Genomic DNA, 12,509 nt, shown 5'->3' with positions numbered 1-12,509 from the left:
CCGCCCACCCGTCAAGGCGACGACGACAGCGAAGGCAGCACCTGCGCGTCCTTCAGCCGGGGGGCGCGCAGGTCCTTCGGGGACATGAGCGGCTCCGTCACCGGCCAGGGGATGGCGAGGTCCGGGTCGTCCCACGCGATGCAGCGCTCGACCTCCGGCGCGTACAGCGTGGTGCACTTGTAATGGAAGTCCGCGGTGGCGCTCGTCACACAGAAGCCGTGCGCGAAGCCCGGCGGAATCCAGAGCTGCCGGCGGTTCTCCGCGGACAGCTCCACGCCCACCCACCGGCCGAACGTCGGCGAGCCGCGCCGCACATCCACGGCCACGTCGTACACGGAGCCGGCGAGCACCTGCACCAGCTTCCCCTGCCCCTGCGGCTCCTGGAAGTGCAGACCGCGCAGGGTGCCCTTCCCCGAGCGTGAGTAGTTGTCCTGCACGAAGGGCCCGGGGATGCCGGCGTCCGCGTAGCGCTTCGCGTGGAACAGCTCCATGAAGAAGCCCCGGTCGTCACCGAAGACCTTGGGCTCGAGCAGCAGCAGCTCCGGAATCTCCTGGGGGATGACCTTCACGACACCGCCCCCCGGTTCTCCGCGACGGCCAGCAGGTACTCGCCGTACTCGTTCTTGCGCATCGGCTCGGCCAGCGCCGTGAGCTGCTTCGCGTCGATGTAGCCCATCCGGTACGCAATCTCCTCGGGGCACGACACCTTGAGGCCCTGCCGCCGCTCGATGACCTCGATGAAGTTGGAGGCCTCCATCAGCGAGCTGTGCGTGCCCGTGTCCAGCCACGCATACCCGCGCCCCATCAGCTCCACGTCGAGCTGGCCCCGGCGCAGGTACTCGATGTTGACGTCGGTGATCTCCAGCTCGCCGCGCGGGCTCGGCTTGAGCTGCGCGGCGATGTCGAGCACCTGGTTGTCGTAGAAGTACAGCCCGGTGACGGCGTAGCTGGACTTGGGCTTCGCCGGCTTCTCCTCCAGGCTCACCGCGCGGTTCTTCGCGTCCAGCTCGACGACGCCGTAGCGCTGCGGGTCCTTCACGTAATAGCCGAACACGGTGGCGCCGGAGGACGTGCGGCGCGCGGCGTCGCGCACCAGGTTGCTGAGCCCGTGGCCGTAGAAGATGTTGTCGCCCAGGATGAGCGACACCGGGTCCTTGCCCACGAAGTCGCGGCCGATGATGAACGCCTGGGCCAGGCCCTCGGGCCGGGGCTGCTCGGCGTACTCGAAGCGCATGCCCCACTGCGAGCCATCCCCCAACAGCTCCCGGAAGCGCGGCAGGTCCTGCGGCGTGGAGATGATGAGCACGTCGCGGATGCCCGCCAGCATCAGCGTGCTGAGCGGGTAGTAGATCATCGGCTTGTCGTGCACCGGGAGCAGCTGCTTGCTGACCACGCGGGTCAGCGGATACAGCCGGGTGCCCGAGCCGCCAGCGAGGATGATGCCCTTCATGTCCACCTCTCCACGTCAGTGCCCCCGCGCGGCCTTCCACGTGGCGTGGAAGCGCGCGAGCGACTCGGCCAGCTCCAGGGGCTTCGCCTCGAGCTGGGTGCGAACCTTGTCCGTCCTCAGTCCCCCCTTCAGCGGACGGGGGCTGGGCAGCTTCAGCTCCGCCATGCGCGTGGGGACGATGAGCTTCGGGTCGAACCCGAACACCTCGCACAGCGCCCGGCCGTAGGCCACCCGGTCCACCACGGCGGCGCCGCAGGTGTTCCAGACGCCGCCGAGCTTGCGCTCTCCCAGCTCCACCAGCATGGCCGCCACGTTGTCCGCGAGGCTGGGCGAGACGACCTGGTCCTCGAAGAGCTTCGCGGGCTGGCCCTTCTCCAGATTCGTCACCAGCCACGCGCCGAAGTTGAGCCGCCCCTCCACCGGAGGCCAGCCGTACACCACCGCCGTGCGGGCGATGGCGCAGCCGGGCGCGAGCACCCGCGCCGCCTGCTCCCCCATGTGCTTGGTCACCGCGTAGACGCCGCGCGGGTTGGGCACGGCGTCCTCGTCGTACGGGCCCGCCTCGCCGTCGAAGACGTAATCGGTGGACACGTGCACCAGGTGCGCCCCGGCCTTGCGAGCGCCCCGCGCGACGAACTCGGTGGCGCGCACGTTGCCCGCGTAGGCGGCCTCCGGGTCCTTCTCACAGGCGTCCACCTCCGTCATGGAGGCGCAGTGGATGACGACCTCGGGCGCCGCGGCCTCCAGCGCCGAGGCCACCTCCGCCTCGCGCGTCAGGTCCACCGCCGCGTAGCCATACGCGCCGCCGGTGCGACGGGGACCTCGCCCCAGGCCCACCACGGTGTGGCCCCGCTGCTCCAACTGCAGACAGGCGCGGCTGCCCACCAGTCCATTCGAGCCCGTGACGAGCACGCGCATGTCACGCCCTCCCCTGGAGGCGGTGCTGGTACTGCGTCTCGAAGTACTGGCGATACGCGCCGCTCATCACCCGTCCCCACCACGCCGGGTGGTCCACGTACCAGCGCACCGTCTGGGCCAGGCCCTCCTCGAAGGTGTGCGCGGGCGTCCAGCCCAGCTCCGCGCGAATCTTCGACGGGTCGATGGCGTATCTCCGGTCATGTCCCGGCCGGTCCTTGACGTACTGGATGAGCGACTCGGGCTTGCCCACCAGGCCGAGGATGGCCTTCACGATGTCGATGTTGCGCCGCTCCGCGCCGCCGCCGATGTTGTAGACCTCGCCCGCGCGGCCCTTCTCCAGCGCGAGCAGCAGCGCCCGGCAGTGGTCCTCCACGTGGAGCCAGTCGCGCACGTTGGCGCCGTCGCCGTACACCGGCAGGGGCTTGTCGTGCAGCGCGTTGACCACCATGAGCGGGATGAGCTTCTCGGGAAACTGGTAGCGGCCGTAGTTGTTCGAGCAGCGCGTCACCACCACGTCCATCTTGAACGTGTGGTGGTAGGCGAGCGCCACCAGGTCCGAGCTCGTCTTGCTGGCCGAGTACGGGCTGGAGGGGTTGAGCGGCGAGGACTCGGTGAAGGCGCCCGTGGGGCCGAGCGAGCCGTAGACCTCGTCGGTGGACACCATGACGAAGCGCTGGATGCCGCGCGCGCGGCTGGCCTCGAGCAGCCGCTGGGTGCCCAACACGTTGGTGGTGACGAAGACCTCGGGGCCGAGGATGGAGCGGTCCACGTGGCTCTCGGCCGCCAGGTGCAGCACGGCGTCGATGGCGTGCACGGACATCAGGTGCTCCACCAGCTCGCGGTTGCCGATGTCGCCGCGGACGAAGACGTGGCGGGGGTCGCCCTCCAGGTCGGAGAGGTTCTCCAGGTTGCCCGCGTACGTCAGCTGGTCGAGATTGAGCACCGTCCAGTCGGGTCGCTCGCGTCGCAGGTACCGCACGAGGTTGGAGCCGATGAAGCCACACCCTCCTGTCACCATTACGTTCATGTGCCGCGGGCCTCGGGTGCTCAGAGAGGGTGCCTGCGTATCGGAGAGGTTCTTGACGGTCAAGGCGCCAGGGGCCTCGGGCTTGTGTGCTCCCCCTCGCGGCGCTAAGGGAGCCTCCGCGTGAGTGAATCCAGACGCAGCCCCCCGACGACGGGTCTCCCGGCGGTCCACCAGCTCCTGCCCCGGCTCGCCTGGGGCGACGCGGTGGGCAACCAGGTGCGCTACCTCCAGGACCTGCTGCGTCGCTGGGGCCACGCGTCGGACATCTACGCCGAGGACTGGGACGACGCCTGCAAGGACCAGGTCCGCCACGCGCGCGAGTACGCGAAAGACGCCCGCCCGGACTCCCTCCTGCTGGTGCACCACAGCTTCCAGTCGCGGCTGGTGCCGCTCATCGCCCGGGCGCCTGGTCGCAAGGTGCTCGTGTACCACAACGTGACGCCCGCCCGGCTGTTCGAGGGGTTCGAGCGGAAGGTGGCCGCCGCGTGCGACGCGGCCCGGGAGGAGCTGCTGGAGCTGCGGCCGCACATCGAGCGGGCGTTCGGCTACTCGCGCTTCAGCGCGGAGGAGCTGGTGGCCGCGGGCTACGGCTCCGTGGCGACGCTGCCCTTCGCCATCGACTGGAGTGCGTTCGACACGGCCCCGGACCCGGCGCTGCTCGCGGAGCTGGGTGATGGGTGCGCGAACGTCCTCTTCGTGGGACGCGCGGTGCCGAGCAAGAAGGTGGATGACGTGCTGCGCGTCTTCACCGCGTACCAGCGGCTGTACCAACCGAGGAGCCGGCTGGTGGTCGCGGGGTATCTGCATCGGGACGGGGCCTATGGTGCGTATCTGCACGGGCTCAAGGAGGTGCTCGGCGCGGAGCGGGTGCTGTTCCTGGGGCGCGTGAGTCCGGCGCAGCTCTCCGCGTGCTTCAGGACGGCGTCCGCGTACCTGTCGATGAGCCGGCACGAGGGCTTCGGTGTGCCCTTGTTGGAGGCGATGTACCGCGACGTGCCCGTGGTGGCGTATGGAGCCGCGGCGGTTCCGGAGACGATGGGTGGCGCGGGGCTGGCCACGCTGACGGATGCGCCGGAAGAGGTGGCGCAGTTGCTCGCCGTGCTGGACCGCAACCCCGCCCTGCGCGCGGAGGTGCTCCAGGGACAGCGCGCCCGGCTGGCGTCGCTCTCACAGGAGAGCGTGGCCGAGCAGGTGCGCCAGGCGTTCGAGGCGCTGCTCACGGCGCGCCCGAGCGGGCCCTCGCTGGGACACGAGAAGGCTGCTGTCGACGTGGTGTGTCCCGCGTTCACCGTGCGCCCCGAGGACGCCTCGTCGCGACTGGCGCGGCGACTGGTGGAGCGGTTGCCCGGAGCACGGGTGCTGGCGTTGCGGCCTCGGGGACAGGAGGCGTCCACCACGCTGGGGCCCGAGGACGTGGAGGGGGTGCCCGTGTGGCACTTCACGCCGGACCAGCCGGTGAGCCCGGGCCCTGATGCGCTGCCTGGGTCCTCGTCGCTGGAGACCGCGGCGCGCGTGTCCGCGGCGCCGGTGGTGCTGTTGGGAGTGGAGACGTTGGTGGCGCAGGCGCTCCTGCCGCACGTGGGAGCCAGGGCCTGTGGCACGCATGTTCCGTCGGCGCCGTCGACGGTGTTGGAGCCCGCGCGTCGTCAGTTGGGAGCGCGGCTGGTCGCCATGGAGCCTGCGCATCCGGAGCAGGTCGTGACGGCGTTGGTAGAGGCACTTTCTTCTGCCCGAGGTGGCTCGAATGCGCGCTGAGGACTTGTTGACCCGGGCGCCCTCCGCCGAGACGGTGGCGAGGGAGACCCAGAAGCTTCCGGAGCCCTCGGACGAGGCGAGGGAGTCGCTTCGCCAGGTGCTCGAGGCGTCCGCGAGGCCGGCGGTCACCACGCCCTGGCCCGCGCTGCTCACCGAGGCGCGCGGGAAGATGGACAGTCGCTACGCGGGCCCGGTGACGTCGCACCGCGGCGGCGTGACGGGGCCGGCGCTGGTGCTGGCGAAGCGCGCCTTCCGGCTCGTGTTCCAGCCGTTCATCAACGAGGCGCTGCGCAAGCAGGTGGAGTTCAACGAGTCCATCCTCGATGCGCTGGCGACGATTCACGACGTGCAGCGTGAGCACGCTCGGACCCAGGCCACCTGGCGGCAGGACGTCGAGCGGCGGCTCGCGCGCATCGAGGAGGCCGCGCGCGGAAGCGGCACGCAGGCGCAGTCCGCGTCGGCGCAAGGCAACGCGCGCGAGGTGGCTCAGGACGCGCCTGCGTTCACGTCACCGCAAGGCAGCGACGCGATGGATTCGTCTCGGACGCCGGAGCCCATCGCCAAGGGCACCGGCGCAGCCACGCCACGTCCGTCCGCCGACACTTCGCGACGTCGCCGTTCGGGTAAACGGTAGCCCTTCGCTTCCGAGGTCTTCGTGCGCATCTGCCTGGTCCGCCGAGCGCTGCCTGTCAGCCCCGCCGAGGGCATCGGCCACCATGCCCTGTCGATGAGCCGCGCGCTCGCGGCCTCGGGCCATGAGGTGCATCTGCTCACCGCACCGCATCCGGCCCTCGAACAGGCACGGGCGCTGCTGCCGGGCGTCCGCATCCACACCGTACCGTCCGAGCTGACGCCGGGGTTCGCGGGGGCCTTCCCCTTCCCGCCCCTGCGTCACTCGATGGCGGTGTATCTCGCGCTGCGCGAGCTGCACGCGAGCCACCCCTTCGACGTCATCGAGTTCCCCGAGTACGAGGGAGAGGGCTACTTCTCGCTCCGCGCCCGACGCACCCTGGGCCACTTCGCTTCCGCCGTGCTCGCGGTGCGGCTGCATGGCCCCACCCACGAAGCCCGTGCGCTCAATCGCGTCGCCACGATGGACATGGACGCGGCCCAGCTGGAGCACCTGGAGGACACGTCCATTCGCGAGGCGGACCTGCTGCTGTCCCCCACTCGCGCCCTGCTCGCGCAGGTGAGCACCCGACTGAAGCTCGACACACGGGGTGTCGTGGTGCCCCCGCCGTTCGTCGCGCGAAGCGACGCCTCCCCGACCCGGCGCACGCAGACGCCTCGGCCACGCGTCGTGTATGCCGGCCGGCTCGAGTATCGCGCGGGCCTCCACCTCCTCATCGAGGCCATGCAGGCGCTCTTCGAGCGAGGCGTGGACGCGGAGCTCCGCCTCATCGGAGACGACACCGAGACCGGCCCCTTCGGGCGCTCCTTGCGTGGCTGGCTGGAGCGGCAGGTCGCTCCCGCGTGGCACGAGCGCATCCACTTCGACTCCGCGCTTCCCGACGCCGAGCTGGCAGCGGCATTCGCCGCGACCACCGTGTGCTGTATCCCAGCGCCCTCGGGGCCAGTTCCGGATGCCTGTCTCGAGGCGATGTCCTCCGGCGTGCTCGTGGTCGGCGACGATGCGAGCGGACTGGCGGACCTCATCGAGGACGGCCGCAGCGGCCTGCTCTTCCGCTCTGGCGACGTGGGACAGCTGGCGGCCACGCTGGAGAAGGCACTCACCCGCCCCGAGCTTCGACAGACGGCACAGCGCGAAGCCCCGCTCCGTGTCGCCGACGTCCACGCCCCCTCGCGAGTCGTGAAGCAGTGGGAGACCGCCGTGGAGAGCGTGGCGCACGTGCGAAACCACGTGCTCCCCCGACCCGCTCGCGAGCGGTCCGACACACCACGCGTCTCGGTGCTCCTGCCCTACTTCAACATGGGGCGATACCTGCCGGAGACGCTGCGCTCCATCCGCGCGCAGACCTTCACGGATTACGAAATCCTCCTCGTGGACGACGGCTCCACCGACCCGGAGAGCATCGAGCTGCTCGACAGGGTCCAGGCACCCGACCTGCGCATCATCCGCAAGCAGAACGGAGGACTGAGCTCCGCCCGCAACGCGGGTTTGAAGGCCGCCCGAGGGCACTACATCCTGCCGTTGGACCCGGACGACCTCATCGCCCCGACCTTCCTGGAGAAGTGCCTCACGGTGTTGGAGGGCACGCCGGGGCTCGGCTACGTGACGTCCCTGGTGACCTACTTCGTCGAGGACGCCACCCACGTGACGGGGGGCTGGGCTCCGTGGGGCGTCGAGCGTGACGCGCTCTGGGTCGCCAACGTGGCCTCCACCTGCACCGCGCTGATGCGGCGCAGTCACCTGGAAGAGGTCGGCGGGTACGACGAGTGGCTCACCGGCTTCGAGGACTGGGATGTCTTCTGCTCCCTCGCGGAGCGGGGACTCGGCGGCTCCGTCATCCCGGAGCCCCTGTTCCAGTACCGGCTGAGACAGGATTCGATGACGCGGACGTCGATGGTGGGAGACCGCCCTCCACTGATGGCCTACCTGCGTCAGAAGCACCCACGCCTCGCGCTCCACCCCGAGCGCTCGCTGTGCATCCTCCAGGGAGAGGCCCTCAAACTGGAGTCATTGGCGCTCGCCAGGGCCGCGGAAGCAGCCCCCCGTCCCCTGCTCGACAAGGTGGTCGACCGGGTGAACGGGACGCTGAAGCGCCTCGACTTCGTCCACCACGCGCTGCGCGGCGTCGCGACACGCGTGGTGGGGACGGAGGACACCTCGCGCCCGCTGCGTCAGCAGCTCGTGGACCGCCTGCGCGGTCGGCGCTGAAGGACACCCGGAGGACACCGTGACGTGTCCTCTCCGGGCACCGCCGGTTCAGCGACGGCTGAGCCCCCACTGGCTGGTGGTGCGAACCACCTGCTTCATGCGGGGATGCACGGCCGGCATCCGCTTGAGGGTTCGGTTGAGCAGGTCCACCAGCGAATAACGGATGGGCCGGACCTCCTCGCCCTCCGGCGTCAATCCGGCCGCGGCGACCTTGAGCATCCGGTGCACCACGGGCACGCGCTTCAATGCCCGGTTGACCTTGTCCACCACGTCGTAGCGCAGGGGCGCCTCGCTCGCCGCCGCCGTCGACACCGCCTCGGTGGTCGCCGCGTGGAGCGCGTGCTCCGGCTGGGCCAGCAACAGGAACATGGCCAGCTGCGTACCCGCGGGCAGCGGCCGGGGAAGGCCCTGGTGGAGCTGGTACAGGAGCTCCAGGTGCCGGTGCCGGTTGACCCCGGTAATCATCGAGCCCTTGCGCCGCCGGTAGTGGAAGTGCAGCGCGTTGGTGACCAGGAACCGGCTGCCCGAGTGGGCCAGCCGCAGGTAGAGGTCCCAGTCCTCGTAGCTCGTCAGCTGCTCGTTGTAGCGGATCCGCTCGAACACCGAGCGGCGCATCAGCGACGTGGCGCACGCCAACCGGTTGGCGACCATTCCAAGGGATGGACAGTCACCGATGAAGAGCGCGTAGTCGATGAAGCGGCGCTGGGCCCGCGCTTCGTCGGAGTCGAAGTAGCCCGTGGACGGCACCACCACGTCGAACTCGCGGTGACGCTCGAGCGCCTCCACCGCCATGCGGATGAAGGTGGGGCTGATGCAGTCATCCGCGTCCAACGGCAGGATGTAGTCGCCCGTCGCGGCGCGCAGGCCGATGTTGCGCGAGGCCGGCAGCCCTCGATTGACCGGGTTGCGGATGAGCTTCACCCCGCTGTCACCGGCGCGGATGGCCTCCTCGATGTGCGCCAGCACCTCGTGGTCGAACGCCCCCGTGGAGGCGTCATCGACGATGATGACCTCGATCTCCGGATGGTCGCTGTCCGCGATGCTCTCGAGCGTCTCCGGGAGGAAGCGCCCCAGGTTGTGGTTGGTGATGAGCACGCTGACGCGAGGCCGCCGCTCGTCGGGCGGCATCCCGGTCCGCTCGGGCTTCGGCTGGGGCCGCTCCCAGTACGGCGCGTCCGCCGTCCACTCCACCGGATGGAGCGCACCGGAGCGCCACGCGCGCTCCATGGCATCCACCAGCCCCTCCACCGAGCCATCGAAGGTGTGGCAGTTGACGCCGTCCACGAAGGGGCTGCCCGGGGCGAAGGCCACGCACGCCGCGTTGAGCACCAACGTGGCGCCCGCGCTGGCGGCCTCGTACGCGGTGAGGTTGAGGGACTCGTAGGCGGACGGGATGACGACGATGCCCTGTCGCATCAGCGCGTCCCGGTCCTTGCTGGGACCGGTGAAGACGAACCGCGGACGCAGGTCCTCCGGAATCAGCGCCTGGACCTGGGCCAGGTACGCCGCGCTCGCGACGTGGCAGGCCAGCACCGCCTTGCCGCGGTACTCGGAGCAGCGGCGCATGAAGGCGGCGGCTCCGCGCACGAAGACGTCCGCGCGCTTGATGCTCTGCACCTTGGTCACGAACAGCAGGTCCGGCTCACCCTCGCCTCGCAGCGGCACCAGCTCCCGCTTCGGCGCGACGGGCGGAAACTCCCGGATGACCTTGTCCAGCCAGCCACGCGCGAAGCCGTAGTGTGAGCAGTTGAGCTCGGCGACGCCGGGGATGTGCGCGACGACGAGGTCCGCGTCCAGCAGCGCCTTGCGCTCCAGCTCGTACTGGCCCAGGTGCTCGCGCCCCGGCAGCTGACGCTCGAAGGGCGCCAGCATCCCGGCCGTCGAGTGCAGCCGCACCACCATCCGCGCGCCCACGAGGCCACAGCCGAGCAGCTTCTCCTGGATGGCGCAGAAGCCCCAGCCCCGGTAGTCCGGGAACTCGATGACCTCGAAGTCGATGCCCTCGGACTCCAGCCGGCGCAGCTCGAGCAGCAGCTCCATCGATTGGGCATGACAGGAGGTGTCGGTGAAGGCCCCCGGAGGCGGATAGACGCCGCCCTCGTCGATGCTCGTCTCCCAGTCGGCGCGCGGCGCGGCGCGGTGCGCTCGCACGCGGCCCTGGAAGTGCTCCTCCACCTCGCGTGGGATCAACGTCGCGTTCGACGGGAAGAGCAGGTGCAGCTCGATGTCCGCGTCGCGCTGGAGCGAGTCCTCGACCAGGTTGTGGAGGACCCGTCCGATGCCTCCCGCGGTGAAGGGATAGAGCTCGTCGGTGACGAGACAGACACGACGCGGGCTCATGACTGAACGAACTCCCCCAGGACGTCGACGGCCTCCGCCGTCAGGGCGCGCGCGTAGTCCGCCATCATCTGCGCCAGCTCCTCGGGCGCGCGCTCGCGCAGCGACACCACCTGCTCGATGGCGGCGGTGACGGCCTCCACGGAGTCCACGCCGGCGATCTGCGAGAGCCGCTGATAGGGATGCGCATCCAGCGCGCCCATGCTCAGCGTGCCATGGACACACGGGATGCCCAGCGAGAGCGCCTCCAGCGCCGTCATGGGCTGGCACTCCGACAGCGAGGCGTTCAGGACGATGTCGCACCGGCGCACCAGCTCGAACAGCTCCGTGCGGCTGGGGCGCGCGACGTGGTGGATGCGGCGGCGAGCCTTGAGCGCCTCGGGCAGCTTGTAGCTCGCGGTGACGTAGACGTCGTCGATGCGCGAGGAGGCCTGGCAGGCGAAGAGGTTGGTGAAGAAGTTCTTGCGCCAGTCATTGGGCGTGGGGATGAGCGCGGCGCGCGTCATCCGCCGCGTCGGCGAGGTGCGCTCGGCGTCCGACACGCGCGGCGGCAGGTTGATGACCGTCTTGGGGAAGATGTCCGAGGACAGCAGGTGCATGCCCGGCTTGACGGTGGCCACCTCGTCGATGACGCCGCGCCGCTTCAGGTCCACGAGCTGCGCGAAGTAGTCGAGCTCCAGCGAGTAGTGGAACTGCGCCGACGAGCCGTGCCACAGCGAGAGGATGCGCACCGACGAGCCCATCGTCCGGCGCAGCAGCACCATGAAGTCGCGGGCGTTGGGCGAGTACGAGTGGACGATGACCGTGTCACAGCCGCTGCGCTGCACCAACTCCAGGGCCGCGCGCAGCTCGCGCTCATCCAGCGTGCGCTCGCAGGCGATGGCCAGCTTCTGCCCCGGCATGTAGCCGGCGGCGGCGCGGATGCCATGCCACTCCTGATGGAAGACATGCATCAGCTTCCCGAAGCGGGGCATGACGGCCGCCCAACGCGTGTCCAACGGCGCGTTGTGGAGGAAGCCTGGGATTCCCGCGGGCGGCGTGTACGCGGTGGGTGCATCCGGGAACGCGACGCGCGAGGCCCGCAGGCGCGCCAGGTCGTCGGACAGCGCCTGGAGCCGCTGGCGGCGCGCGAAGCGCTCGGTCTCCGCCGCCAGCCGCGCGGTGAGCTCCTCCACCTTCGCCTCGGCGCTCGTGGCCGCGGCCCCCGACAGGGACTTGCTGGCCCGCTCCGCCCACGCCAGGAACTGGGGCATGGCGCGCTCGCGCAGCGCCTCCAGCGTCACCGGCCGCGACTCGTCCCGCGGCGACTCCGGCCCCGTGAGCTGGAAGTAGCGGCGGCCCTCGTCACCGTGGCGCTTGAGGACATAGACGTCCTGGCCGTCCACCAGACCGGGCCCGTGGTGCAGGTCCCACCCCTGCGGCAGCAGGTCCGCGAAGGCGTGGAGCCAACCGCCCGGGTGCTGCGAGGCGTCCCACACGCTCGTGGGCACCAGCGGGTTCTCCACCAGCACCAGCACGCCATCCGGCGACAGCAGCCGCCCCAGGCGTTCCAGCAGGCTGGAGATGCGGTCCCCCGGCGTGTGCAGCAGCGTGGCGACACTGAAGACCACGTCGAAGCGGCGCTCGCCCACCGCGGTGAGCGGGTCCTCGCCGAAGAAGATGCGCTCCTTCGCCAGCTGCGGCGCCTCGCGACGCAGCGGCTCCGTCATGGACTCGGAGGCGTCATACCCGTGGTACTGGACGTGCGAGAGCCGGGTGACATAGGCGGCGTGACGACCGAAGCCACAGCCGAGCTCCAGCACGGACAGTGCACGGTCCAGGCGCTTCTGCTCCGCGCGGATGAGCGTGCTCAGCACCCGCTCCTGCTGACCGTAAATCCTGGCGCCCTGCGCGTCGGCGTTCCCCGCCTCCCACTGCGCGCGGCCGGCGGCCGGCGTCCACAATGGAAGCCCCTTGCTCATTTGCGTCGAGTCCCCGCTGGGGCGCTCGCTCTTGATGTCTTTGTACATAGGCCGTTGAGAATTGACGCCGCCTACATGGACCGAGGGTCCGTTTCCAGCGAAGTTCGGTAAGTCCTGCAACCATTCCCATGACTGGCGGCGCTCAGGCAAGGGACGTGCTGGCAGTGAAGGGTAAAAGCCACGAGGTGCGCCCAGTCGCACGGGCACCTGTCTTATCCGACG

9 protein-coding genes are annotated in these 12,509 nt (G+C 70.2%); 3 read left to right on the top strand and 6 right to left on the bottom strand.

The annotated features are described in order from the left end of the window. Window positions 1-11 precede the first annotated feature (11 nt). The 4 genes from rfbC to rfbB are packed head-to-tail and all read right to left on the bottom strand — an operon-like array spanning window position 12 to window position 3,395. Complete coding sequence (rfbC, locus tag VZQ01_RS35460) at window positions 12-569, bottom strand: dTDP-4-dehydrorhamnose 3,5-epimerase (RefSeq protein ID WP_426745861.1); 558 nt, start codon at window positions 567-569, stop codon at window positions 12-14. After that, on the bottom strand, window positions 566-1,450 hold the full coding sequence (rfbA, locus tag VZQ01_RS35455) for a glucose-1-phosphate thymidylyltransferase RfbA (RefSeq protein WP_426745860.1): 885 nt from the start codon (window positions 1,448-1,450) through the stop codon (window positions 566-568). The genes rfbC and rfbA overlap by 4 nt, the downstream gene beginning before the upstream one ends. Before the next feature lie 15 nt (window positions 1,451-1,465). Further along, on the bottom strand, window positions 1,466-2,368 hold the full coding sequence (locus tag VZQ01_RS35450) for an SDR family oxidoreductase (protein WP_223752192.1): 903 nt from the start codon (window positions 2,366-2,368) through the stop codon (window positions 1,466-1,468). A gap of 1 nt (window position 2,369) precedes the next feature. Continuing rightward, the gene (rfbB, locus tag VZQ01_RS35445) at window positions 2,370-3,395 is read right to left on the bottom strand and encodes a dTDP-glucose 4,6-dehydratase (protein WP_046714716.1); all 1,026 of its coding nucleotides are present in this window, start codon (window positions 3,393-3,395) and stop codon (window positions 2,370-2,372) included. Window positions 3,396-3,515: 120 nt separating this feature from the next. Between rfbB and VZQ01_RS35440 the strand changes: the two genes are divergently transcribed. The 3 genes from VZQ01_RS35440 to VZQ01_RS35430 are packed head-to-tail and all read left to right on the top strand — an operon-like array spanning window position 3,516 to window position 7,989. After that, window positions 3,516-5,150 carry a glycosyltransferase family 4 protein gene (locus VZQ01_RS35440; RefSeq protein WP_426745859.1) on the top strand — a complete coding sequence of 545 codons (1,635 nt, stop codon included), beginning with the start codon at window positions 3,516-3,518 and terminating at the stop codon, window positions 5,148-5,150. Continuing rightward, window positions 5,140-5,784 carry a hypothetical protein gene (locus tag VZQ01_RS35435; protein ID WP_426745858.1) on the top strand — a complete coding sequence of 215 codons (645 nt, stop codon included), beginning with the start codon at window positions 5,140-5,142 and terminating at the stop codon, window positions 5,782-5,784. The genes VZQ01_RS35440 and VZQ01_RS35435 overlap by 11 nt, the downstream gene beginning before the upstream one ends. Before the next feature lie 21 nt (window positions 5,785-5,805). Next, a complete protein-coding gene (locus VZQ01_RS35430; protein ID WP_426745857.1) occupies window positions 5,806-7,989 on the top strand; it encodes a glycosyltransferase in 2,184 nt (727 codons plus the stop codon). 48 nt (window positions 7,990-8,037) lie between these two features. Here the strand turns inward: VZQ01_RS35430 and VZQ01_RS35425 are convergent, their stop codons facing one another. Both VZQ01_RS35425 and VZQ01_RS35420 read right to left on the bottom strand, forming a co-directional pair. Next, window positions 8,038-10,329: a glycosyltransferase gene (locus tag VZQ01_RS35425; RefSeq protein WP_426745855.1), complete on the bottom strand. Its 2,292-nt coding sequence runs from the start codon at window positions 10,327-10,329 to the stop codon at window positions 8,038-8,040. Then, a complete protein-coding gene (locus VZQ01_RS35420) occupies window positions 10,326-12,287 on the bottom strand; it encodes a class I SAM-dependent methyltransferase (protein ID WP_426745853.1) in 1,962 nt (653 codons plus the stop codon). Before VZQ01_RS35420 ends, VZQ01_RS35425 begins: the two co-directional genes overlap by 4 nt. Window positions 12,288-12,509 lie beyond the last annotated feature (222 nt).

The sequence above is a fragment of the Myxococcus faecalis genome (assembly GCF_050039385.1).
GTDB classification, from domain to species: Bacteria; Myxococcota; Myxococcia; order Myxococcales; family Myxococcaceae; genus Myxococcus; species Myxococcus fulvus.
Note: the sequence above shows the minus strand (reverse complement) of the source record. Positions and strands in the feature narration are given on the sequence as shown.